At 38.9% G+C, this 24,611-nt stretch carries 22 protein-coding genes, 1 other RNA gene and 1 riboswitch; of the genes, 21 read left to right on the plus strand and 2 right to left on the minus strand.

The annotated features are described in order from the left end of the window. From panC to KHA95_RS17160, 9 genes are all read left to right on the plus strand, one after another. A complete protein-coding gene (gene panC / locus KHA95_RS17120) occupies positions 1-852 on the plus strand; it encodes a pantoate--beta-alanine ligase (RefSeq protein WP_213138777.1) in 852 nt (283 codons plus the stop codon). A gap of 15 nt (positions 853-867) precedes the next feature. After that, the gene (gene panD, locus KHA95_RS17125; protein ID WP_213138778.1) at positions 868-1,254 is read left to right on the plus strand and encodes an aspartate 1-decarboxylase; all 387 of its coding nucleotides are present in this window, start codon (positions 868-870) and stop codon (positions 1,252-1,254) included. A 442-nt stretch (positions 1,255-1,696) separates the two neighbouring features. Beyond that, entirely contained in the window at positions 1,697-4,492 is a 2,796-nt protein-coding gene (gene dinG / locus KHA95_RS17130) for an ATP-dependent DNA helicase DinG (RefSeq protein WP_213138779.1), read from the plus strand. Between the two features lie 13 nt (positions 4,493-4,505). Beyond that, positions 4,506-4,982: a cell wall elongation regulator TseB-like domain-containing protein gene (locus tag KHA95_RS17135; RefSeq protein WP_213138780.1), complete on the plus strand. Its 477-nt coding sequence runs from the start codon at positions 4,506-4,508 to the stop codon at positions 4,980-4,982. A 16-nt stretch (positions 4,983-4,998) separates the two neighbouring features. Beyond that, positions 4,999-6,195, plus strand: a complete 1,197-nt coding sequence (locus KHA95_RS17140) for a pyridoxal phosphate-dependent aminotransferase (protein WP_213138997.1) — start codon at positions 4,999-5,001, stop codon at positions 6,193-6,195. A gap of 39 nt (positions 6,196-6,234) precedes the next feature. Beyond that, positions 6,235-7,527, plus strand: coding sequence for an asparagine--tRNA ligase (gene asnS, locus KHA95_RS17145; protein WP_213138781.1), 1,293 nt, complete (start codon positions 6,235-6,237; stop codon positions 7,525-7,527). A gap of 69 nt (positions 7,528-7,596) precedes the next feature. After that, positions 7,597-8,292, plus strand: a complete 696-nt coding sequence (locus KHA95_RS17150) for a DnaD domain-containing protein (protein WP_213138782.1) — start codon at positions 7,597-7,599, stop codon at positions 8,290-8,292. 32 nt (positions 8,293-8,324) lie between these two features. Next, positions 8,325-8,993 (plus strand): endonuclease III, encoded by a 669-nt coding sequence (nth, locus tag KHA95_RS17155; protein ID WP_213138783.1) that lies wholly within the window; start codon positions 8,325-8,327, stop codon positions 8,991-8,993. After that, a complete protein-coding gene (locus KHA95_RS17160) occupies positions 8,986-9,492 on the plus strand; it encodes a YpoC family protein (RefSeq protein WP_349305501.1) in 507 nt (168 codons plus the stop codon). The genes nth and KHA95_RS17160 overlap by 8 nt, the downstream gene beginning before the upstream one ends. A gap of 374 nt (positions 9,493-9,866) precedes the next feature. On the opposite strand, the gene KHA95_RS17165 is transcribed toward KHA95_RS17160, so the two are convergent. Further along, on the minus strand, positions 9,867-12,461 hold the full coding sequence (locus tag KHA95_RS17165) for a penicillin-binding protein 1A (protein ID WP_213138785.1): 2,595 nt from the start codon (positions 12,459-12,461) through the stop codon (positions 9,867-9,869). Between the two features lie 68 nt (positions 12,462-12,529). Further along, on the minus strand, positions 12,530-13,138 hold the full coding sequence (recU, locus tag KHA95_RS17170) for a Holliday junction resolvase RecU (RefSeq protein ID WP_213138786.1): 609 nt from the start codon (positions 13,136-13,138) through the stop codon (positions 12,530-12,532). 403 nt (positions 13,139-13,541) lie between these two features. Between recU and KHA95_RS17175 the strand changes: the two genes are divergently transcribed. The 12 genes from KHA95_RS17175 to KHA95_RS17230 all read left to right on the plus strand — a co-directional run bounded on the left by KHA95_RS17175 (position 13,542) and on the right by KHA95_RS17230 (position 24,466). Continuing rightward, positions 13,542-13,745, plus strand: coding sequence for a hypothetical protein (locus KHA95_RS17175; protein ID WP_213138787.1), 204 nt, complete (start codon positions 13,542-13,544; stop codon positions 13,743-13,745). 92 nt (positions 13,746-13,837) lie between these two features. After that, positions 13,838-14,200 (plus strand): YppE family protein, encoded by a 363-nt coding sequence (locus KHA95_RS17180; protein ID WP_213138788.1) that lies wholly within the window; start codon positions 13,838-13,840, stop codon positions 14,198-14,200. Positions 14,201-14,350: 150 nt separating this feature from the next. Then, the gene (locus tag KHA95_RS17185; RefSeq protein ID WP_249317024.1) at positions 14,351-14,815 is read left to right on the plus strand and encodes a YppG family protein; all 465 of its coding nucleotides are present in this window, start codon (positions 14,351-14,353) and stop codon (positions 14,813-14,815) included. Between the two features lie 370 nt (positions 14,816-15,185). Then, on the plus strand, positions 15,186-17,465 hold the full coding sequence (locus KHA95_RS17190) for a DEAD/DEAH box helicase (RefSeq protein ID WP_249317026.1): 2,280 nt from the start codon (positions 15,186-15,188) through the stop codon (positions 17,463-17,465). Between the two features lie 24 nt (positions 17,466-17,489). After that, positions 17,490-18,761, plus strand: a complete 1,272-nt coding sequence (locus KHA95_RS17195) for a ribonuclease H-like domain-containing protein (protein WP_213138790.1) — start codon at positions 17,490-17,492, stop codon at positions 18,759-18,761. 151 nt (positions 18,762-18,912) lie between these two features. Continuing rightward, positions 18,913-19,344 (plus strand): spore coat protein, encoded by a 432-nt coding sequence (locus KHA95_RS17200; protein WP_213138791.1) that lies wholly within the window; start codon positions 18,913-18,915, stop codon positions 19,342-19,344. An 85-nt stretch (positions 19,345-19,429) separates the two neighbouring features. Continuing rightward, positions 19,430-19,975: an SLOG family protein gene (locus KHA95_RS17205; protein WP_213138792.1), complete on the plus strand. Its 546-nt coding sequence runs from the start codon at positions 19,430-19,432 to the stop codon at positions 19,973-19,975. A gap of 63 nt (positions 19,976-20,038) precedes the next feature. Next, complete coding sequence (gpsB, locus tag KHA95_RS17210; protein ID WP_213138793.1) at positions 20,039-20,338, plus strand: cell division regulator GpsB; 300 nt, start codon at positions 20,039-20,041, stop codon at positions 20,336-20,338. Positions 20,339-20,404: 66 nt separating this feature from the next. Continuing rightward, positions 20,405-20,798: RNase P RNA component class B (rnpB, locus tag KHA95_RS17215), an RNA gene on the plus strand. A gap of 189 nt (positions 20,799-20,987) precedes the next feature. Continuing rightward, complete coding sequence (locus KHA95_RS17220; protein ID WP_213138794.1) at positions 20,988-22,124, plus strand: THUMP domain-containing class I SAM-dependent RNA methyltransferase; 1,137 nt, start codon at positions 20,988-20,990, stop codon at positions 22,122-22,124. A 65-nt stretch (positions 22,125-22,189) separates the two neighbouring features. After that, positions 22,190-22,360, plus strand: coding sequence for a hypothetical protein (locus KHA95_RS17225; RefSeq protein WP_213138795.1), 171 nt, complete (start codon positions 22,190-22,192; stop codon positions 22,358-22,360). Positions 22,361-22,525: 165 nt separating this feature from the next. Next, positions 22,526-24,466, plus strand: coding sequence for an ATP-dependent DNA helicase (locus KHA95_RS17230; RefSeq protein ID WP_213138796.1), 1,941 nt, complete (start codon positions 22,526-22,528; stop codon positions 24,464-24,466). A gap of 35 nt (positions 24,467-24,501) precedes the next feature. Further along, a riboswitch (purine riboswitch) is annotated at positions 24,502-24,603 on the plus strand. Positions 24,604-24,611: the final 8 nt, after the last annotated feature.

Below are 24,611 nucleotides of genomic sequence, written 5' to 3' on the forward strand. Positions count from 1 at the left end.
GTGGAAATTATTACAACAAAAGCAGAGATTCAAGCAAATGTAAAGCAATTAAAAACCGCAGGCAAAACGATTGGTTTTGTTCCGACTATGGGCTTTTTACATGACGGACATTTAGAGCTCGTCAAACAATCTGTGCAAGAAAATGATATAACGGTTATGAGTATTTTCGTGAACCCACTCCAATTTGGGCCAAATGAAGATTTTGAATCATATCCGCGCGATCAAAAGCGAGATGAACAGCTTGCAAAAGAAGCAGGGGTAGATCTTCTATTTATGCCTCAAAGCGAGGAAATGTATAGTGAGGAATTATCGTTTCGCTTAAGTGTCAACGATCGTGTTGACGTCCTATGCGGAAAAAGTAGACCTGGTCATTTTGATGGCGTTGCGACTGTATTAATGAAACTGTTCAATCTCACTTTGCCGGATCGTGCTTATTTCGGCTTAAAGGATGCGCAACAAGTAGCGGTTGTCCAAGCATTGATTGAAGAATTCGACTTACCGGTCAAATTGGTCGGCGTTGAAACGGTAAGAGAATCAGATGGATTAGCGCGCAGCTCTAGAAATGTGTACTTAAGTGAAAGTGAGCGTAGGCAAGCTCCAGAATTATACAAAAGCTTGAAAAAGGCAGAAAAGGCGATAAAAGACGGTGAACGTAATCCGGAAGTAATTAAACGACTCATTCGCGAACAGATACACAATGGGACGGATGGCATGATTGATTATGTTGAATTATTATCATATCCGCAATTACAAAACAAGACGACATTAGATGGGAAAGTAATCATTGCGATTGCCGTCGCATTTTCTAAAGCACGACTGATTGACAATGTAATCGTTGAGATTGGATCATAGGAGGCAAAAAATAACATGTTTCGGACAATGATGAATGGAAAAATTCATAGAGCAACTGTTACAGAAGCGAATTTAAATTATGTTGGCAGCATTACCATTGATAAAAATATCTTAGATGCAGTTGGCATGCTGGCCAATGAAAAAGTACAAATCGTTAACAATAACAATGGTGCCCGTTTTGAAACGTATATTATCGAAGGAGAAAGAGGCTCTGGGGTCATTTGTGTAAATGGAGCGGCTGCCCGTCTCGTTCAACCTGGAGATATTATTATTATTATTTCTTACGCACTCATTGCTGAGGACCAACTCGCTTCACATACGCCGAAAATCGCTTTAATGGGAAGAGATAATCAAATTGAGGAAATCATTTCACATGAGCCGGAGGCAACGGTATTTGCATAAATGGAAAAATCCAGTCAATCAGACTGGATTTTTCATCTTAACATAGCTTGTTTTTAAGTTTACTCAACAATAATTCTTTTTATGGGCTGTCCAAAAAGGTCGGAAAAACTGAATTTCTTGGAAGTTCTTTTCAACTTTACTCATCTGCGTTTAACTTGGATGTTGATTTGCGCTCCAGGCACTTCGCTTTCCGCGAGCCAGAACGGAAATCAACACCCCCAGCCACACCAACCTTTTCAAAACATATACGTAACTATGTTTATTTGCTATTATCTGAATAAAATTATTAAACAAGCAACGATTTTACATCCGAAAAAAGGTCTATCTCTTGAATAATTCCTTTAGCAAGCGTGAAAATCGGTAAACTTAACATAGCTTCTTCTTTTCCGTTGTAATCATATTATGATACAATTGCGAGGAGTATTTTAAAGGTGTGGATGAGATGTCGCGAAACTTTGTCGTCGTCGATTTGGAAACTACGGGTAATTCGTTTGAAAAAGGGGATCGAATCATCCAAATTTCAGCAGTAGCCGTAGAAAATAATAAAATAGTCGATCAATATACATCTTTTATAAATCCAGGGATTTCTATCCCGCCATTTATAGAAGAGTTGACAGGAATTAATGATCATATGGTAGAAAATGCGCCGACATTTTCTGAAATCGCTCATCAGGTGAAGGCATTTTTAGCTGATTCGATATTTGTTGCACATAATGTACTTTTTGATTTAAGCTTTTTACAAGGGGAGCTTCGATCTGCGGGATTTTTAACTTCCGTCGATGAAGCAATTGATACCGTTGAGTTGACGAAAATAATTATGCCTGATTTACCAAGCTATAAGCTTGCTGATTTATCAGAGCAATTTGAGTTTGTTCACGATCATCCTCATCGAGCAGATAGCGATGCATTAGCAACAGCGGAATTATTACGATTATTAATTGAGAACGCAAAACAATTACCGTTGGTTACATTAGAAAAACTTGCGGATTTATCTTTTTACCTAAAAAGTGATATATCGATATTACTTCATGAAATCATAAAAGAAAAACGAAGAAAAATTGAGGACCTGCCACCGCATTTAGAGGTGTTCCGTGGGATCGCTTTAAAGAAAAAAGAAACTCCGGAAGAAGCAGAGGTTACGAGTGATCCGAATTTTCCGCTACATCATGAAGACAAGGAAAAATTAATCCAAACGGTTGTCAATGGCTATGAAAAGCGTGTCGGTCAAATGGATATGATGAATGCCGTGTATGAAGCCTTTACGACGAAAAAGCATGCATTGATTGAAGCAGAGACTGGAATTGGAAAATCATTAGGTTATTTATTTCCCGCCCTCTATTTTGCAATGGAACGAAAAGAACCAATCATTATAAGTACATATACATTGCAAATGCAAGATCAATTAAACACTGAAATCCAAAAAATGTCGAAAATTGTACCATTTTCGTTCCGAGCGACGGTCTTAAAAGGAAGACATAATTATTTAAATTTATTAAAATTTGAACAATCATTAAATGAGGTCGATCCTGTATATGACCATGTAATGACAAAGATGCAGCTGCTTGTTTGGTTAACAAAAACAGACACCGGCGATATTGATGAATTGAATTTCTCCAGTGGCGGGAAAAGATATAAAGAGCGTATTAGACATGACGGATGGTTTCTACAAAAAGAAAAAGACCCGTGGATCTCTAGAGATTTTTACATGCATGCAAGAAAGCTAGCCCTACATGCCGAGATCGTCATCACGAATCATGCAATGCTGCTCGTTGATATGGAGAAGGAAAAAGGCTTATTGCCAGAAGCGAATTTTATCATCGTCGATGAGGCACATAATTTCATTCAAGCAGCTAGGAAAAGTTATGGGAAAAAAATCGAGTTTCATTCTGTAAAATATATATTAGGAAAACTTGGAACCCTTGAGAATCGCCAGATGTTTTCCCGGTTTGAACAAATGATTCAACAAAAAGGGCTGGAAACGACGATTTACCCGGGGCAGCTTGATCAGTATATATCGCAATTCGATGCTGAAATTGATGACTTTTTTATGCTGTTAAGCCGATTAATTGTAAAAGAGACGAACCACATGAAGCAAGCAGTGAAGCTTCAAATTCGGATTACCGAGAGAATCAAAGAGGATCGATTATGGTCAGCTTTAACAATGTGTGCCGAACGTCTTTTAGATCTCCAACGGCAGATTTACAATGGTTTGCATGAACGTTTACAAAAAATGAAAGAGCAAAGCAAGATAGAGTCGAGGGAGAAGGCATTAATTGAAGAGATGAATAGCTTCTTGCTCGAATGGGATAGCCTTGGTGAAAATTGGAAAGAATTAATGATTAAAGCTTCGACTAACGATGTTGTATGGGTGGAAGGCGATGCGAGAACGATGCCTAACAGCCTTAGCTTATATTCACAACCCGTCAATGTTGGGGATTTATTATCAGATCATTTCTTTGCAAAAAAGGCGAGTGTTGTGATGACATCCGCAACAATGACGATTGATCAATCTTTTCAATATTTTTTACAACAATTGCATCTTGAATCGGCTGCGGTTATACAAATGCAAATCCGCTCTCCTTTCGCCTATGAAAAGCTGGCAAAATTATTAATTCCAACGGATTTACCGCAAATCCGAGCGGGGGATAATGATGAATTCATTGAAGCAGTCGCCGGTCATTTAGCGGCGATTGCTGAAGCGACAGAAGGGCGAATGCTCGTATTATTTACATCACACGACATGTTAAGAAAAACATATCAATTAGTGAAAGAAAGTGGCTTGCTTGAAGAATTTGTACTCCTTGCCCAAGGTATTACGGCGGGAAGCCGAACGAGATTAACGAAAAACTTTCAGCAATTTGATAAGGCAATTCTTTTCGGAACGAACAGTTTCTGGGAAGGAGTAGACATTCCCGGAAAAGATTTAGCTTGTTTAGTCATCGTAAGGCTGCCATTTTCTTCACCACAAGATCCACTTACAGCGGCTAAGTTTGAGGAAATAAAAAAAATAGGTAAAAACCCGTTTTCTGTTTCCTCCTTACCTGAGGCTGTTATCCGTTTTAAACAAGGCTTTGGCCGATTAATTCGAACGGAAACAGATCGAGGGGTTGTCATTGTGCTCGATCGACGAATCGATACAACAACTTACGGGAAAGCCTTTTTACAATCCTTGCCGAAGATACCCATTGAACGCGGAGGGTTAAAGGAGATTATATCAATAATAGATAAATGGCTTTAAAGGATGAATATAAATGAAAAAATGGATTGTAGTAATCTCTTTATTCGTCATTGCTTTCTCTACAACTGCGGTTGTCGTATATATAAAGGCAAGAGAACCAATGAAAACTGCTCAAACAACAGCTGAAAATCGTGCAATGAACGAGGCGGGAATAACGGAGATAGAAAAATTTTATTTGTATAATGGAAACACGACGGTATATACGATCATTGGCAAACAAAGCGATGGAAATGAAATCGTCGTATGGGTTCCTGCGGATAAAAAGCAAAAGATCATAACAAGAAAGATGTCTGAGGGTGTTACTGAGGAGGAAGCGATTCATAAGCTTTATCAGGAACAAAAACCAGATGAATTATTAGCTGCAAGGCTTGGACTAGAGGGAGAAACCCCCATTTGGGAGTTAGCTTATTTAGATGAAAAATCAAACTTAAATTATTATTTGATTGATTTTGAAACGGGTAAATGGTGGAAAACGATTGAAAACTTATAAAAAGGCTGGGATTATCATGAAAGTAACATTAGCAAATCGAGTAGCAGCACTAACACCATCATCAACTTTAGCGATTACTGCGAAAGCGAAAGAATTAAAAGCGCAAGGTTTAAATGTTATTGGTTTAGGTGCAGGTGAACCAGATTTTAATACCCCCGAACATATTATTGAAGCCGCCTATCAATCAATGAAAGATGGGAAAACAAAATATACTCCATCTGGCGGATTGCCAGAATTAAAAAAAGCGATTATTAATAAGTTAGAAAAAGATCAAAATCTTGTATATAAAAACAGTGAAGTGATGGTAGGAATCGGAGCTAAGCACGTATTATATACATTGTTTCAAGTAATTTTAAATGAAGGCGATGAAGTGATCATTCCGACGCCATATTGGGTGAGCTATCCTGAACAAGTGAAGCTTGCTGGTGGAAAACCAGTCTATGTTGAAGGGAAAGAAGAGCTGCAATTTAAAATTACACCAGAACAGCTTGAAGCTGCGATTACTGAGAAAACGAGAGCGATTATCCTCAATTCACCAAGCAATCCAACTGGAATGATTTATACGAAAGAGGAGCTTGCAGCAATTGGTGAAGTATGCCTCAAGCATGATTTACTAATCGTTTCCGATGAAATATATGAAAAACTAGTGTATGATGGACATTCCCATGTCTCGATTGCCGAAATCTCAACAAAATTAAAAGAAGTAACAATGATCATTAATGGGGTATCGAAATCGCATTCGATGACAGGTTGGAGAATTGGTTATGCAGTAGGCAATGAAACAATCATCTCAGCGATGACAGACCTGGCTAGCCACTCGACATCAAACCCGACAACGACCTCCCAATATGGGGCGATAGAAGCATACAAAGGCCCACAAGATGCGGTCGAAGAAATGCGTAAAGCATTTGAAGAAAGACTTCATACGATTCATGAAAAATTAATTGCGATACCTGGTGTGAGCTGCTTAAAGCCACAAGGGGCATTTTATTTCTTCCCAAATGTGAAGGAAGCAGCACAGCTAGCCGGTTTTCGCAATGTTGATGATTTTGTTACTGGATTGCTTGAAGAAGCACTTGTTGCCGTCGTTCCAGGTTCTGGTTTTGGAGCGCCGGATAATATTCGAATCTCCTATGCGACATCACTAGAATTATTAGAGGAAGCTGTCGAGCGTATTCACGCATATATCGAAAAGAAAAGAAACGATCAATAATAATGGTAAGATGGATTGATTTGAAGGGATGTTGTAAAAGTGAAAACGACCATTTCTGAAGTAAGTAAATTTGTAGGCAAGCAAGTAACAATCGGTGCTTGGCTTGCGAATAAACGATCAAGTGGGAAAATTGCCTTTTTGCAATTAAGAGATGGGACTGGGTTTATTCAAGGGGTTGTTGTCAAAAGTGAAGTGGATGAAGCTGTTTTTCAAAAAGCGAAGTCACTTACACAAGAATCATCTGTTTATGTAACAGGAACGATTCAGGAAGATAATCGCTCACCTTTTGGTTATGAGATGCAAGTAACAAATATTGAGGTTATTCAAGAAGCTGTCGATTATCCGATTACACCAAAGGAACACGGAACGGAATTCCTAATGGATCATCGCCATCTATGGCTTCGTTCCCGTAAACAGCATGCGGTCATGAAAATTAGAAACGAAATCATTCGAGCTACGTATGAATTTTTTAATGACAATGGATTCGTTAAAATTGACCCACCGATTTTAACGGGAAGCGCACCAGAAGGAACGACCGAATTATTTCATACGAAGTATTTTGATGAAGATGCCTTTTTATCTCAGAGCGGGCAGCTTTATATGGAAGCAGCAGCAATGGCGCTTGGCAAAGTATTTTCATTCGGTCCAACTTTTAGAGCGGAAAAATCGAAAACTCGCCGCCATTTAATCGAGTTTTGGATGATCGAGCCGGAAATGGCTTTTTACAACCATGAAGATAGTTTGCAAGTACAAGAGCAATATGTTGCACACCTTGTTCAATCAGTGTTAAAAAACTGTTCACTTGAATTAGAACGACTTGGAAGAGATACGACGAAGCTTGAAAAGATTATAGCTCCATTTCCAAGAATTACGTATGACGATGCGATTACGTTCTTGCATGAAAACGGATTTGATGATATTGAATGGGGCGATGACTTCGGTGCACCACATGAAACAGCGATTGCCAACCATTATGATAAGCCTGTATTCATTACGAATTATCCGAAGAAAATTAAGCCATTTTATATGCAACCTGCACCTGACCGTGATGATGTCGTACTTTGCGCAGATATGATCGCTCCGGAAGGGTATGGAGAGATCATCGGGGGCTCGGAGCGGATTCACGACTACGAGCTGATGAAACAGCAAATTGAAGAACATAAGCTTCCACTAGAAGCGTATCAATGGTATCTTGACTTATCCCGATATGGATCTGTCCCGCACTCAGGATTTGGCTTAGGGCTAGAACGGACAGTAGCCTGGATTTCAGGTGTTGAGCATGTAAGGGAGACAATCCCATTCCCAAGACTATTAAATCGTTTATATCCATAATAGAGAGCCACGTACGCCTATCGTGCGTGGCTTTGCTATCGAAGAAGTATACTTAAAAGGGGTGAAAAGATGGACAAACAATTAATGCTAGCGTGGATCGAAGCCGGAACCATTCAAATCCCTCATTTACTCATGAATAAATACCGACAAATCGGTTTAGATGAAAAAGAGCTCGTCTTGCTTTTGCACATCATTTCCTTCGCTGAAAAAGGCAATGAATTTCCAACGCCTGAACAATTGGCGCATAGAATGACAATGACAAGCGAGGAATGCGCGATGATGTTAAGAAAGCTTGTTCAAGCTGGTTTTATACAAATCGAGGATCAATCAAAGGATGGAGTAGGGTTTGAAAAGTATTCACTCGCTCCATTATGGCTAAAGCTTATCGATGACATAGAACGCGAACAAAAACAAGCAAATGTAGAAACGGCATTGATGGAAGAACAGAACTTATATACGCTGTTCGAACAGGAATTTGGCAGGCCGCTATCGCCGCTGGAATGTGAATCAATGGCGATGTGGATTGATCAAGATAAACATGACCCTGTATTAATAAAAGCGGCTTTACGAGAATCGGTCATGTCAGGAAAACTGAACTTCCGTTATATCGATCGAATTTTATTTGAATGGAAGAAAAATGGAATTGTTACATTGGAACAAGCGCGTGTTCAAGCGCTGAAATTTCGCCAAAAAACAAACAAACCAGATCAAAAGCCTGTTCAAAGCTCCAATGCGGTGCCTTTTTATAATTGGTTAGAGCAGTAGATGGATGATAAAAAAATGGAAGGTGAAAATACGTGCTAAATCGAAAGCAAATTCGTTTTTGTTTAGATGAAATGGCGAAAATGTTTCCTCACGCACATTGCGAATTAGTCCATTCAAACCCATTTGAATTAGTAATAGCTGTTTTGCTCTCTGCGCAATGTACAGATGCCCTCGTCAATCGTGTGACGGAGAAGCTTTTTGAAAAATATAAAACACCCGAAGATTATTTAGCGGTATCATTAAGTGAACTTGAAAGTGATATCCGTTCGATTGGTTTATTTAGAAATAAAGCAAAGAACATCCAAAAATTATGCCAAATGTTAATTGATGATTATGGAAGAGTCGTCCCATCGGAAAGGGAAGAATTAGAAAAGCTACCTGGAGTTGGCCGGAAAACAGCGAATGTCGTTATGTCCGTTGCATATAATGTGCCGGCAATTGCTGTTGATACGCATGTTGAAAGGGTGAGCAAGCGATTAGCATTTTGTCGTTGGAAAGATAGTGTACTAGAAGTAGAGAAGACATTAATGCGGAAAGTTCCAGAAGAGGAATGGTCGGTTACCCATCATCGGATGATTTTCTTCGGACGTTATCATTGCAAAGCGCAAAATCCTCAATGTCCAAGTTGCCCGTTGCTTGATGTATGTCGTGAAGGAAAAAAGCGGATGAAAAAGAAGGAACAAGCAATTGAACATGTGTAAACATTCCGCAATTCCAACTGAATTAGATCATCCGTTATTTGCTCATAAGACTGAGCAATATTTCCCTTATGAAATGAAATATTATAGCGGATTAGATGAGGATAAGTTCCTTCCTTGGAATGACCCGGATAAGTCTGTAAAAGATATTATGATTGAATGGACATCCGCCGAGCGAACATTACAAGCTCAATTTCAGGCACGCCGACAAGTGTCTGAAGCGGAGATGAAAAAGATAATCGCACATTATCTTAGTTTGCTTTTTTGGACAAATCATCAACCTGTTCAATTAAATCAATTGCATAAGAAAATAAAGCTCCTGCAAATTACACCGTATAATTTACCTGACCGCTTGGACTTTATCCTCAATCGTCCTTTTTCATATCAAGCATTTAAACAATTGCAGGAATTAATGTTAGAACAACAAAAACATTACGCAGCGATCAAAGTGAGAGGGCGATCTAAAACTCCATCAAATGAAAGGAATTGGAGCGTAAATTAACATAGACCAACAATAGAAGGAGTCCTCAGACTTTTGGACGGGACTGTCTAAAAGGGAAGTAGGCTATTGCTAAACATCGTACGCTCGATTAATCTTAATGAGGATTTATTGCCGTTGAGGGTTAATCGAGTATGTTTCGAATGACCTTAATGGGAGTTTATAACTGGTGAGGGTCGATCGAATGTGTTTCGATTGACCTTATTGAAGACTTTCTGAGGGAGAAGGGCAATCGGATAGAGTACGATTGACATTAATGAAGTGAATAGGCTATCAAGGGGAAATGGAAATCAACCTGAGCATAAAAAAGAAGGGGGTATTCAAAAGTCAATAAAAGTTTGACTTTTGAATACCCCTTTTTGCTGTTGCTTTATTTATTAATTGTTATTGCCATTCTCGTTTTCTCGGTTAGCCGGAGGCGGCTCTTGCCCTACGGGAGTGTCGGGATTTTCTGTTGAACCATTGTCATCTTCCCCAGCTTCGCCATTGTCCTCGCTTTGATTTTCATCTGGGGGAGGGGACCCACCATTGTCATTTCCATTCGGTTCTTCTATATTTCCTTGCTCTTGTTCATCCTCATCATTTTCTTCAAACTTAGGGATCGTCACACTCGCTGTTCCCGCTGTGCTTTCTTGGTCATTTGCAATTGCAACCACTTCGATGGAATAGGTGACCCCTGGTTGGACATTTTGAACGATATGACTGTATCCATCTATCACGCCAACATCTTGTGTATTGCCATCATCTGTTTTTATCGTGACGTTAAACTGCAATTCCTTTTTGTCTTTATCTGGATGATCCCATGTAAAGAGCACTTCGCTTTCCGCCTGATGATATTCTCCATGAACAGAAGGCGGGTCAAGCTTATCAAATGCTTTTGATACTTCCTTCGGCTCTGTTCCGGCAACAAATAGCTCGTAGACGATATTGCTATCAGGTGTATACTCACTTGGCTTTTTAGCTGGATTAGATCCTTTTTCAACCGCTGCTTTGACAACACTATTCGGCATTGTAAAGTCTGGCGTTTCAATACCATCTGAAACGTACTGCATTAAGTGCTTGTAAAGCTCGCGGGCGATTAATTGGTCATTTCCGTTTCTAGGAGTTTTTAACGGTGTACTCCTTTGCGCATATCCGGTCCAGACAGCCGTAGAATAATTTGTCGTATAGCCAGCGAACCAAGAATCAGGAACATCGCCTTCACTTAAGTTGTATTTTGTGAACTCTTCGTTCGTATAGTTCGATGTTCCTGTTTTACCAGCAGCATGTAGGCCAGGAATAATCGCTAATTTTCCTGTTGCTCCAGATTTATTGGAAATAACATCTTTAAGCATATCGGTAATCATATATGCAGTAGAATCCTTCATCGCGATTCTAGACTCGATTTTGTTTTTAACTTCTGTTTCACCATCACGTAAAACAATTTTTGTCACCGTATGTGGTGTGTTATATACGCCATTGTTCCCGAAAGTGGCATATGCTCCTGCTAATTTCATCGGGGATACATTCGTGATGCCTCCAATGGAAGCAGATTCGAAAAATTCCTTTTCATCAAACTCAAGGCCAAGATTTGCCGCAAATTCTCTCGATTTTTCAAGTCCAGCCGCTTGAAATGCCTTTAAGGCAGGAATATTCCGCGAACGATAAAGTGCTTCTCTCATTGTCATCTGTCCGAGATGACCTTTATCAAAATTTCGAATTGCTGTCCCGTTTGAATATGTGTACGGCTCATCAACGATTTGTTCATATGTTGACCAATTTAAATACTCAATCGCTGGCGCATAATCCAAAATCGGTTTGATCGTTGATCCAGGTGAGCGATCTCTAAGTGTTGTGGCAAAATTTGTTCCACGTTTAATATCTTGATATCGATTGCCGCCAATTGCGCGAATTTCCCCTGTTTTTGTATCTTGTAAAACGATTCCCGCTTGCATATCATCGTCAGGGAAATCAATAATTTCATTTGTTTCTGTAGGAGCTAGCATTTTTTCTACATATTCTTGCGCGTTTGGATCAAGTGTCGTATACACCGTTAATCCATCCGCAAAAATATTATAGTCGCCTAAAGCTTCAACCTCTCTAATGACTTGATCGACAAAGGAGTCATACTTATAGGCATTCTTTTTATTTTCTTCCTCATCAACTAAGCTTGCCGTAATGGAAACATTTTGCGCAGTTTCCATTTGCTCTTTACTAATTTTTCCATGTTGATGCATTAATGATAATACAATATTCTTTCGTTTATCAGCTTTTTCAGGGAATTCATATGGATTATAATTGTAAGGACTTTGCGGCAGACCTGCTAAGACAGCAATCTCTTGCAATTCTAACTCGCTCAATTCTTTACCAAAATAATACTTGGATGCTGTTTCGATTCCATGAATTCCGTTCGCATAACTGATTTTGTTCACATACATTTCGAAAATTTGCTTTTTCGTATAATTTTTCTCTAATTGCAATGAAAGCCATGCTTCCTGTGCTTTTCTTTTTAATGTTTTTTCGTTTGTTAAAAACGATCCTTTAATGACTTGCTGGGTGATGGTTGAAGCTCCTTCAGAACCGAAGCCGCGTGTTACGTTTGCGAGTACAGCCCCAGTCAGTCTTCTTAAATCAATTCCGCTATGTTTAAAAAAGCGAACATCTTCCGTTGCTAAAACGGCATCACGAACCGATTCAGGAATATCTTCGTAGTCAACATAGTCCCTTGTTTCGGTCCCAAGTGTTGTAAATGGGTTGCCATCCTTATCTAATAATTGCGAAGCGACAGGATCGATTAATGCAGTTTTATCGAGCTTTGGTGCGTCTTTTACGTAATAAGCGAAAAGTCCAACCCCAAATAACAGTCCTGCTACTCCAAGTATAAATAACCATAAAATGATTTTCTTAAATAGTTTCATCGGTTTTTTCGATGTTTTTCTTTTTTGCGCGGCTTGTTTGCGCCGTGCTTCACGTGTTTGTTGATTTTCTGCCATATGCAGCATTCCTCACTTTCATTCAAGCAAATTACAATAGCTGTTCCATTCGCCAGATCGAACAACCTTCATATTGCATAGATATCTTTGATGACTTTCAAATAATCAATTCGCGGTTGGTAGCCAAGTTTGATCTCATATCCATATTTGATGAACTCTTCTTTTGTAATCGACTTTCTTCCGCCTTTTCCCATCCGTTCCCAAAACTGTGACAAATAATCGTATTCTAATAAAAACACTTCCTCAGTCTTGGAAAATCTAACGATGACAAAGGCAATTCCACCACATTTGACTACATCGTCCATATGAGTGATTTGGTGAACATGGAAATTTTTGAGCGGAAACGACGTATCGCTTTTTGTTTCCTTTGCTTCAAAATCAATATATCTCCCTTTGTACACTCCATTAAAATCGGTTGTTGATGCTTGGCGGAAATAGGCCTCCTTTATAACGGCGGCGCTTCGGCGCTTATAATCGACATTTACAATTTGAATCGGGGTCGGTTTCTTATGGATGACGGCCATGCCTCTCGATAAGTAATATAGATTCGTATCGTTAATATCTTCCTCTAATGTCATTCCTCGCTTTGCGTACGAAGCATTTTTTAATTCCTTCACTTGTTTATTTTTGTTTGTTTGCAGCGAGTATTTTTTTCCATTCGGATAATGAAACTCCATCATGATCCCACCTCACTTGCCTTATTATACCATAGCTAGAACGAGAGGCAGATGTTGCCTATCACCATAAGACGTATAAACATTGTTTAAAGTTTCACTTTTTCAAAAGGAAAAGCAGAAAGTATCCATTTTTTAAGAAATCATTTTGATATTTGATTATTTGAATCTAGCTTATTCTGATTTGAAAACCAACATCCCGGTGGCACAGTTTGTAATAATACAGTTCTGAAAGAACGTTTGTGCTTTTCTTATATTAATATATGGAAATGTCGAATACAAATAGGAGAAGCTGCAAATAAAAACTTTGTTTGCCGAATTGCTTCTAGTTTTGTCAGGCGTGAAGGAAGATCGAAAGTTAGCGAGAATTAGACATATATTATAGATTTGGATGGAGGCGGAAAGAATGACCCGACAAGATCTTCTCGCGAAACTAGAGTTCATACGTGTTCAACTTGAGCAAATGGAAATCATGCTTGAGGAGAAAATGAGGAATGAAAAACAGGCAATGAAAACAGAGATGGAAAGAACGAACGAACGGGCAAGACGAGCCATTCATCGCTTAGATGTGACAACGAAAGCAAATGAACAAACATATAAAGTTTCATAATCTTGAAAAAGGCGAAACATCCTTTTAAGATAGATCATATGCAGCATAGTTTTTATGCTGTTTTTTTAATTCCTTAGGAAGGGGTGCAAGCAGTGGATCAACGTGAATTATATTTGCTGACGAGTCAGCTTTATGAATATAACCAACAGGCATCACAACATTTTCAACAAGGTAGGGAAACGGGAGTTGAAGGTGATTTTTATAAAGAAGTAAAACCATTTGCGGATGCTGTTAAAGAGTGTGTGGTAAGATGGGAGCCGGAAGCAGTTAAATGGCTCCTTAAAAATAAACCAAAGCATATTTATCCGCTTCAAATAAAAAACACGGCGGAAAATATTCAAATGGTTTCAGTTAGAGCCTTTTTTCCTTCAACAAGCTTAAAAAAAATGAAGGATCATATTCAATCGATTGAATTTGTGCTAAAAAGGATGCTTGATGAACTGGAAGATAAATGAGAGAAGAACCATTTTCTGACGCTCACCTGCTGTGATCATCGCACATAGTCTATAAGTATAAGAGGACGTTTGGGTAGTACGTTACAATATGCTATTTCATTATCGGTCTTTTGAACAGTTATTAGCGATGAACAAGGAGGAATGATCAGGATGCGACGTAATCATTATTACCCTTATTCCCCGGCACCATATCCGACGCAACAACCATATTTTCATCCTGGCAACCAATACATGGGGATGCAAGGCTATGGAGGAATGCCAGTCAATCAAGGGATGTATCCTCCATATGCAGCATTTCAAATGAATCCAACGATGCAATACGGCTTGAGTGAGCAAGGGTATGGACTATTTCAAAATCCGTTACAGCCGGAGGAAGATTATTTGTATGGCAACCAACAAAAATACAATCAATCTTATGGTCAGCCATATCATAAACCAATGCCAGGGCCCAATCAGTCTCAGCTTAATAAAAAGGGATCGTTTATGAATTCCTTTAAATCACAGGATGGTTCGTTTGATGTAAATAAAATGGTGAATACGACTGGGCAGCTTGTCAATGCGCTCACGCAAGTTTCCAATATGGCAAAGGGATTAGGCAGTTTTTTTAAAGTGTAGCTCAGGAATCGGGAGACCGGTTCCTGTTTTATTTTCATAAACAAATTTAAGTTTACCCAAAAATAAAACTTGACCTTTATATGAAAACGTCATCCAAAAAATGAATTTTTGGATGCCTATTTTAATCTTTTAAAAGGATACATAATACTGTTAATTTCCGCTCCAGGCAGAACGGAAATCAACACCTCCATCTCACTACCAACCGTACTTTTTTTAATACCTAAAATTGTCAATATATAATGTTTCGATCCTAAAAAAGACCACATCATAGAAAAGATCCTTAATTATTGATGAAAATCGGTAAACTTAAAAAAGTAATCATTCCAAAGCGAACGCTCATTCGTTATACTAGAGTGAAGAGGTGATGTTGATGATCAAGCGATATTCATTTCAACAATTAATAGATAATCTAAAAAATCATGCCGATTTTCGCGATCGGGTCATTTCTTGGCATACAATCCCCGAAAGACAAGCAAAAACGGCACCGTTTCCTAGAGAACTTCATCCATCTCTTGCAGAAGCATTGCAAAAGAAGGGGATTTCTGAATTATACATTCATCAAGAGGAAGCTTTTCAGGCAGCGATGGAGGGACAACATTTTACTGCGATTACCCCGACGGCGTCCGGGAAAAGTTTATGCTATAACTTACCCGTTTTACAAACAATGATTAAAGAGCAATCGGCACGTGCGTTGTATTTATTTCCGACAAAGGCGCTTGCCCAAGATCAAAAGGCGGATTTGAATGAATTGATTGATTTCGGTGATCTTCCGATTAATAGTTATACATATGACGGAGATACGGCAGCGAATATTCGGCAAAAAATAAGAAAAGCGGGCAATATCGTTATTACGAATCCAGATATGCTTCATTCCGCCATTTTACCGCATCATACAAAATGGGTAGCCTTATTTGAAAACTTAAAATTTATTATTATTGATGAATTACATATTTATCGCGGAGTTTTTGGAAGCCATGTGGCAAATGTCATAAGGAGATTGAAAAGAATTTGCCGCTTTTATGGAGCAAATCCTATTTTTATATGCACATCAGCGACCATTGCCAATCCGCAAGAGTTAGGGGAAGGGCTTACGGGCGAAAAGCTGCGCTTAATTGATCGTAATGGGGCGCCAAGTGGGAAAAAACATTTTGTTTTTTATAATCCGCCGATTGTTAATCGTCAGTTAAACATTCGCAGAAGTGCAACATTGGAAGTGAGAAAACTTGCTTCAGAATTCTTAAAGCAAAAAATCCAAACGATTATTTTTGCGAGAAGTAGGGTAAGGGTTGAAATAATTTTAACGTATTTACAAGAACTCGTTTTAAGAGAATTAGGGCCAAAATCGATTCGTGGATACCGCGGCGGGTATTTACCGACGCAACGCCGGGAAATTGAACGAGGATTACGCGATGGGTCCATTTATGGAGTAGTAAGCACGAATGCGTTAGAACTAGGAGTAGACATTGGACAATTGCAAGTTTGTATTATGGCGGGCTATCCAGGGACGATTGCCAGCGCATGGCAGCAGGCGGGACGAGCCGGTCGCAGGATGGGGGAGTCACTCGTCATTATGGTAGCCAGCTCTGCACCGCTCGATCAATATGTGATCGAGCATCCGGAATATTTTTTGAAACAGTCTCCGGAAACAGCGAGGATTAATCCAGATAATTTGATTATTTTGCTTGATCATATTAAATGTGCTGCATATGAGCTTCCTTTTAGTGATGGAGAACAATTTGGTAAGTTGGATATAAAGGAAATATTACAATTTTTAACAGAAGAACGCGTATTGCATCAAAATGGAGATAAATGGTATTGGATGAATGATTCATTCCCCGCCCATAATATTAGTTTGCGATCGGCTTCGCAAGAAAATGTTGTCATCGTTGATCGGACAGATCAAGCGCATGTAAAGGTGATTGGGGAAATGGACACGTTTAGCGCTTTGACGCTTTTGCACGATGAAGCGATTTACTTGCATCAAGGGACGCAATACCAAGTAGAGTATCTTGATTGGGATGAAAAGAAAGCTTTCGTAACGGAAGTGGATGTCGATTATTTTACAGATGCCAATTTAGCTGTCCAATTAAAAGTTCTTGAAATGGATAAGCATAAACATACTCCACTAGCTGAAATGGCTTATGGAGATGTGACCGTTAATGCGATGGCCACTATTTTCAAAAAGATCAAATTTGACACGCATGAAAATATCGGCTCGGGGCCAATCCATCTACCAGAACTTGAATTGCATACAAGCGCGGCTTGGCTATCGATGAATGAGCCATTAATCGATAACCGAATCGCGGATCTTGAGGTTGGAATGATTGGGGCGGCACATGCGTTAAAAGCGATGATTCCTTTATTTGTTATGTGTGATCCAGCTGATATTCATGTAGTTCCACAAATAAAGGCGACTCATAATGAAAAGCCGACAATCTTTATTTATGATCAATACCCAGGAGGCATCGGTTTAAGTGAGAAAGTATATGAACAGATGCCGGAAATCATTCAGGCGACGAATCAGATGATTGCTCACTGTCGTTGTGATCATGGCTGTCCATCATGTATTGGTACGGATCAGATAGAGAAAGGTGCAAAAGAGGCTACGACTACTTTATTAGCAATATGGCAAAATGCACTGGAAAGTTAGCAGTCTAAATAGGAGAGGATTTGAGTGTCTCTTACAAACCATTTAAAGCGATTTAAGCAACATATTATTAGAGACTCAGATGTAAGCATTCAAGAAAGCAAAAAAGTTGGCTTCGATTATCCACACGATTATGAAAACGTATGGAAGGAAGCTGGGGTCGTTACGTATAAAGATGAGGATGCTGTTTGTTTTATTCGGGAGAAACGTTATCCATTGCATCATGTGCATGGGAACTATTCGTTTTCAGATTTTATAACGGCTGTTTATCAGTGGAATCAATTTGAGGGGAGTCACCCACTTTCAACGAAAGGGATGGGACCATCGGATTTGTTTTTCTTTGATACGGAAACGACAGGTCTTTATGGCGGAGCGGGAAATACAATTTTTTTATTAGGACATGCTCGCGTTATTGATCATGAAGTAATCGTAAGACAACATTTTTTACCTGAGCCAGGGTTTGAAGTTCCATTATATAAAAGTTTTTTAGAGTCGGTTGATTATACAACGCTCGTTACATACAATGGAAAAGCATTTGACTGGCCACAAGTAAAAACTCGTCATACATTTGTGAAAGAGCATGTACCAAAATTGCCAGACTTCGGTCATTTTGACTTATATCATGCGGCGAGAAGATTGTGGAAAAATAAGCTTGAATCAGTGAAGCTCGTTAATGTTGAAAAACATATTCTCGGTGTGACAAGAAAAGATGATGTGCCAGGCTATTTGGCGCCAATGATTTATTTTGATTATGTTGAAAGAAAGAATCCAGAAGCAATCTTAAAAGTAATGAAGCATAATGAACTGGATATTTTGTCATTAATTACGTTATATACTCACTTAACCTTTCAAATACATTGCCTTGATCCGCAGCAAACAGCGGAAGAAAAAGTGTTTATTGGGAAATGGTTTAATGCGATTGGTGAACGTGAAGTAGCAGCTTCAACGTTTGAACTTGCGATGAATGAGGATATCACGGCTGAATATGAGCTGGCATATTATTATAAACGGAAGAAAAACTATGACAAGGCAAAACAATTATGGCTCACAGCAACGCAAGGAAATGATCAACGAATCCGAAAAGAGGCATTCATCGAGCTTGCCAAATTAATGGAGCATCAATATAAAGATTACAAAAAAGCCCTCGCTTATACAGAAAGCGCAATAATGGTTCATGAACAGACGAATAATGGTCAAATTGATCATGCTGATCCATTCGTTTTAGCAGGAAATAAAAGAATGAAGCGCCTTCATGGGAAATTAGAGAAATTTCAATCATTTCCCGGGCAAGCGCAGTAGTCGACGTTTTTTTATCTATTTTGCTATATAAATCGTCAAAATTTGAATGGGTAAAAGACGGAAAAATAGGTATTTCCATTAGTACATGTATTGGACTATTCACATAGAGTGTAAGTGTAAACAGATAAACGAGAAGAAAGGAGCTATGTACATGTTTAACAAATGTGGTTGTCCTACGTGTGTTATGCCTGCCGTTGTTCACCCAACAAAGTGCTGTGTAAAACATTCTTGTAATAATATTATTGTGCCGGAAATCCATCCTTCACATACAACACATGTCAATCATGAAAATATTATCCATCAACATTATTTCCCACACACTGAGTCTTTTGTAAATGAAGTGACAAATGAGCAAGTTGTGATGCCCGGTCCAGGACCGGGAGTTGGTGGAGTAGCAGGACCAGGATTTGGACCAGGACCAATGGGGATGGGTCCAGGAATGGGTCCAGGACCAATGGGAATGGGTCCAGGAATGGGTCCAGGACCGGGTCCAATGGGAGTAGGGCCGATGGGAATGGGTCCAGGACCAGGATTCGGCCCGCGTCCAGGATCCTGTGGTCCTCGCCCAGGATTCCCTTATTAATATGCTATAAATAAAAGCGAGGATGAAGTTATTTTCATCCTTGCTTTTCATTTAAATAAATGTTTAAGAAAGTGGAGGACTCATTTTGCTAAAAGTCGTGGCTATCACTGGATATAAATCATTTGAATTAGGTATATACAAAAACAGTGATCCTGCTGTACAATACATAAAAAAGTTATTATCAAGACAGATTGCACAATTAGCCGAAGAAGGGCTTGAATGGGTGATTATTTCCGGTCAACAAGGAGTCGAGCTTTGGGGGGCAGAGGCTTTAATCGCTTTGCAAGATCAATACCCAGATTTAAAACTTGCTGTTATTACGCCATTTTTGCATCAGGAAGAAAAATGGAATGAAGACAATCAGCAATTATATGAAAAGGTGATTGCCCATGCCGACTATGTTGCATCGTTATCAAAACAGCCTTATACGGCACCTTGGCAATTTCGAAATAAAAATCAATTTTTTCTTGAAAAAACGAATGGGGCGATTATACTTTATGATGAGGAAAAAGAAGGGTCACCTAAATATTATTATCAACTTGCTCAGAATTATCGGGAAAAACAACCTTATGAGATAAGAACAATTGATTTTTATGATCTGCAAGCGATTGTTGATGAGGATAACTTTTGACAAAATGGCTAAATTTTGAAAGAATATACATAATGTAGGGTGAATGTCGAGGTGATGTTTTGAATGTTGGCTGATAAATTAAAAATGACGGCAAAAGAAATTTTAGAAAAAGAATTTAAAACTGGCTTCCGTGGTTATAAACAAGAAGAAGTAGATAAATTTTTAGATTTAATTATTAAAGATTATGAAGTGATGCATCAAACGGTTGATGATTTGCAGCAAGAAAACTTGCGCTTAAAAAAACAGCTTGAAGATCAATCTCGTAGACAGCCTGTACAACCGGCAGGAACAACGAATTTTGATATTTTAAAGCGGCTATCAAATTTAGAAAAACATGTTTTCGGCAGTAAATTAGATGAATAAGTTTCACGAATTTACCATTGCAATTATAAGCAAATACGATTACAATTAAAAGTCGGTGCTACGATAACATTCGGGTAATCGCTGCCGCATCATGCGGTAGAGGAAAGTCCATGCTCGCACAGTGCTGTGATGCCTGTAGTGTTCATGCCTGACGAAACAATAAGTCAGGGCAGCTCGGTATAAACGGGGCTGACGGCAGGGAAAACACCTACGTCTTCTTGATATGGTGTGACTACCTTGAAAGTGCCACAGTGACGGAGCTTTGTTGGAAACAGCAAAGGTGGAACGAGGTAAACCCCATGAGCGAGCAACTCAAAATTTGGTAGAGGCACTCTTTCTGAGGAAACGAACGAGGAAAGAGGCAAGATATGATGATCTTGCAGATAGATGATTACCGCCGGAGTACGAGGTCCACCTTTGACCGCTTGCAGTACAAAGGTACAGAACATGGCTTACATGAATGTTATAATAGGCTAATGCACAAAGACATGCCCTTCTTTTTATGAAGAAGGGCATTATTCCGTGTTTAAAATGTGCTAAACTTACATAATAATGGAAATGATACGATTTTCTCTCCGTCTCACTGATCCATTGAAAAGACGATCACGTGAATCGGTTTCAAATCAATTAAAATAAAGGTGAGAAGAAGATGGGAAAATTTAAACTAATCGCAACGACCGCTATGGGAATCGAGGCTATTGCTGCAGACGAAGTAAGAAAGCTTGGTTACCAATGTGAAGTGGAAAATGGAAAAGTTATTTTTACTGGCGATGAATTAACAATTGCCCGCACGAATTTATGGCTGCGCACAGCGGACCGAGTAAAAATCGTCGTTGGCGAATTTCCTGCTAGAACATTCGAAGAGCTTTTTGAAAAAACGAAGGCATTGCGCTGGGAAGATTATCTCCCTGTCGATGCTGAATTTCCCGTTCAAGGGAAGTCGGTAAAATCAACCTTATTCAGTGTGTCTGACTGTCAAGCTATTGTTAAAAAAGCGATTGTTGATAGGCTAAAAACCGCTTATAAAAAAGATACATGGCTTGCTGAAACAGGACCATTATTTAAAATCGAAGTGTCGTTATTAAAAGATAAGGCATTGCTTACAATTGATACATCAGGAGCGGGATTGCATAAGCGTGGTTATCGAGCAGGACAAGGAGAGGCACCGATAAAAGAAACACTTGCTGCTGCATTAATTAAGCTAACTAATTGGCATCCAGAACGCCCGTTTCATGATCCATTTTGCGGATCAGGCACAATCCCGATTGAAGCAGCACTAATTGGGCAAAACATCGCTCCAGGATTTAATCGAGAATTTCTAGGTGAAGAATGGCCGTGGATGGATGAAAAGATTTGGGCAGATGCGAGGATGGAAGCAGAGGATGTAGCTGATTATGATCAAAAGCTGAATATATCTGGTACAGATATTGACCATAGAATGATTGAAATTTCACAAGCTAATGCATTTGAAGCCGGGCTTGGGGATTTGATCGAATTTAAGCAAATGCGTGCGCAGGATTTTACAACGAAAAGTGAATATGGTGTTATGCTCGGAAACCCTCCATATGGTGAGCGGCTAGGAGATAAAAAGATCGTTGAAAAGATGTACAAGGAAATTGGTCACGCCTTTCAAAAGTTTGATACTTGGTCGTATTATTTCTTAACGTCCCATCCAGAATTTGAACAATTATACGGGAAGAAGGCAACAAAAAAAAGAAAGCTGTTCAACGGTTTTATTCGAACAGATTTATACCAATTTTGGGGGCCAAGACCACCAAGAAAATAAGCATGAATAAGAATCCCCTTTACTGAATATACTGGATGTATATTTTACCGTGCGAGGTGAGGGGTATGCATTCTTATGTAGATGATTTGCAAAAAATATCAAACGCACTTCAATCGTCTTACGATGCAGTAGCGAATGATGAAAGTGCAACAGAACAAGGGTTAGAACGTTTGGATGAAGCAAAAGAGGGATTACATAGTGCCTTACACCATTTATTAATGCAGAAAAGAAGATAGAATCAATCATTTTCCTGCATGAACAGGCAATTAATAATCCCGTTCTGACATTTACTTAAGCAGAAATAGAAAACTGAACATCTATGGAAGCTTCAATTACACGCAAGTGCTATTGCACTTGCGTTTCATATTGGTTAATACATTGTTGTTACTGGGGGATATGTTATGCGTCCAGCATTACCATTTGAATTATCGAAAGATCGTTCTTTTTATGAACATCTCCAAGATTGGATTGGAGATGTGTTTTATGATATTTTACCAGACAAAGGTTTTGAATTAAGAGATGAGCAAATCTTTATGGCTTTTCAATTGGAAAAGGCTTTTTCAGAGAAAAAAGTCATGTTCGCTGAAGCGGGTGTTGGCACAGGAAAAACGCTCGTATACCTTTTATACTCGATCGCTTATGCAAGATATACAGGGAAGCCAGCGATCATTGCGTGTGCGGATGAATCATTGATTGAGCAGCTTGTAAAAAAAGAAGGTGACATTAAAAAGATCGAGAAGGCACTAGGATTTCCGATTGATGTTAGGCTGGCAAAGTCAAGGGAGCAATATTTATGTCTGCAAAAATTAGATCAAGTGATCAATCAATCAGATTCTGACACGTATTTAGATATTCATGACGAGTTACCTGCGTTTGTCCACGAGAATTCATCGATGATGAACTTTGATAAATATGGCGATCGTAAAGACTATCCTTATGTTACTGAAGAAGAGTGGGCAAATGTAGCATGGGACTCACTCCAAGATTGTGTATCATGTTCGAAAAGACATCGCTGTGGCCAGACACTTCACCGTGATTATTATCGAAAAGCTGCTGATATCATCGTTTGTTCCCATGATTTTTATATGGAGCATATTTGGACGAAGGATGCGCGCAAACGAGAGGGGCAACTTCCTCTATTGCCGGAAGCAAGCAGTGTCGTGTTTGACGAAGGGCATCTATTAGAATTTGCTAGTCAAAAAGCATTAACATATCGAATTACGGCTGAAACGTTGGAACAACTGCTTATTCGCCTTCAAGAAAATGATGTAAGAGAGAGTACACTTTTTTCGATTGAACATGTCCTAGAGTTGAATATGGAGTTGTTTGCTGCACTATCTGCATCTGCAAAGCCTGTTGTCGGTTCAGATCGAATGGAGCTAAGTAAAACGACTGAATTAATCGCCCAGGCAAAAGCACTTTTGCAACAAATCAATCAATTATCAGAAGAGCTCGTATTTGAATCAGAATTATATACAATTGACGAATATGAATTAAAAATCGTTGAAGAATATCTAGATCAAATCATCTTTTCTTTGACATTGCTTATTGAAGATAAAAAAGGGATTATTTGGTTTGAGCAATATTCAGCTAGTCAAACGCTTGTGATCATGCCAAGACTTGTCAGTGATATTTTAAGTAATCAAGTGTTTTCACAAAAAATACCTTATGTGTTTTCTTCCGCAACCCTCTCAAATGATGGGGATTTCTCCTACTTGAGTAATAGTTTAGGGATTAAAGACTATTTATCATTAACCGTTGAATCTCCGTTTCAGTATGAAGAGCAAATGGAAATATCTTTACATCTTGAGGACGATAAAGAGAATAAATGGAAAAACATGTTGCGATCGATTAATGAAGCGAAAGGAAGGTCCTTACTTCTCTTTAATCATCAATCGGATCTTGCTCAATTTAAACGATACGTGGCACAAATCGAATATAAAGAATATCCTGTTGTCTTTGAAGGGGACGCTGAAATTAGTACATTAATTGAGCAATTTCAAAATGATGATCAGATTGTTCTTTGCGCATATACGCTATGGGAAGGGTTGGATATTCCTGGGTCTGCACTGGAAAATGTTATGATTGATTCTCTTCCGTTTCCACCATTTGATCCTGTTTTTGATGCAAAGAGGAATGCTGCGCAATCTCCATTTGAAGAGGTGGATCTTCCTTACATGCTTTTAAGGCTAAAACAAGGAATTGGAAGATTAGTAAGAACTTCAACAGATAAAGGTACAGTTCATGTTTGGATGAGTAAGGACGAAAGGGATACAATTTTACCTGAAGTAGAGAAGGTTCTTCCTGTTCCTGCAAAATCGTCTTTTGTTATGTTGAAATAATATTGCAACTCGATCAAATCATGTTATACTAAGAACATTCTTATTATGCATTCACTCATATAATCGCGAGAATATGGCTCGCAAGTTTCTACCGATTTGCCGTAAACAAATCGACTATGGGTGAGCAGTGAAGGTCATGTGTACA

The sequence above is a fragment of the Bacillus sp. FJAT-50079 genome, from assembly GCF_018343515.1.
Classification (GTDB): Bacteria; Bacillota; Bacilli; order Bacillales; family Bacillaceae_C; genus Lederbergia.

What these genes read in the sequence shown, in the direction of transcription:
- KHA95_RS17200 (WP_213138791.1), top strand. Translation starts at nt 18,913, where the DNA reads ATGTTTAACAAATGTGGTTGTCCTACGTGTGTTATGCCTGCCGTTGTT.
- KHA95_RS17220 (WP_213138794.1), top strand. Translation starts at nt 20,988, where the DNA reads ATGGGAAAATTTAAACTAATCGCAACGACCGCTATGGGAATCGAGGCT.
- KHA95_RS17190 (WP_249317026.1), top strand. Translation starts at nt 15,186, where the DNA reads ATGATCAAGCGATATTCATTTCAACAATTAATAGATAATCTAAAAAAT.
- KHA95_RS17150 (WP_213138782.1), top strand. Translation starts at nt 7,597, where the DNA reads ATGGACAAACAATTAATGCTAGCGTGGATCGAAGCCGGAACCATTCAA.
- KHA95_RS17225 (WP_213138795.1), top strand. Translation starts at nt 22,190, where the DNA reads ATGCATTCTTATGTAGATGATTTGCAAAAAATATCAAACGCACTTCAA.
- KHA95_RS17165 (WP_213138785.1), bottom strand. Translation starts at nt 12,461, where the DNA reads ATGGCAGAAAATCAACAAACACGTGAAGCACGGCGCAAACAAGCCGCG.
- dinG (WP_213138779.1), top strand. Translation starts at nt 1,697, where the DNA reads ATGTCGCGAAACTTTGTCGTCGTCGATTTGGAAACTACGGGTAATTCG.
- gpsB (WP_213138793.1), top strand. Translation starts at nt 20,039, where the DNA reads ATGTTGGCTGATAAATTAAAAATGACGGCAAAAGAAATTTTAGAAAAA.
- KHA95_RS17160 (WP_349305501.1), top strand. Translation starts at nt 8,986, where the DNA reads ATGTGTAAACATTCCGCAATTCCAACTGAATTAGATCATCCGTTATTT.
- KHA95_RS17185 (WP_249317024.1), top strand. Translation starts at nt 14,351, where the DNA reads ATGCGACGTAATCATTATTACCCTTATTCCCCGGCACCATATCCGACG.
- panD (WP_213138778.1), top strand. Translation starts at nt 868, where the DNA reads ATGTTTCGGACAATGATGAATGGAAAAATTCATAGAGCAACTGTTACA.
- recU (WP_213138786.1), bottom strand. Translation starts at nt 13,138, where the DNA reads ATGGAGTTTCATTATCCGAATGGAAAAAAATACTCGCTGCAAACAAAC.
- KHA95_RS17135 (WP_213138780.1), top strand. Translation starts at nt 4,506, where the DNA reads ATGAAAAAATGGATTGTAGTAATCTCTTTATTCGTCATTGCTTTCTCT.
- KHA95_RS17230 (WP_213138796.1), top strand. Translation starts at nt 22,526, where the DNA reads ATGCGTCCAGCATTACCATTTGAATTATCGAAAGATCGTTCTTTTTAT.
- KHA95_RS17175 (WP_213138787.1), top strand. Translation starts at nt 13,542, where the DNA reads ATGACCCGACAAGATCTTCTCGCGAAACTAGAGTTCATACGTGTTCAA.
- KHA95_RS17140 (WP_213138997.1), top strand. Translation starts at nt 4,999, where the DNA reads ATGAAAGTAACATTAGCAAATCGAGTAGCAGCACTAACACCATCATCA.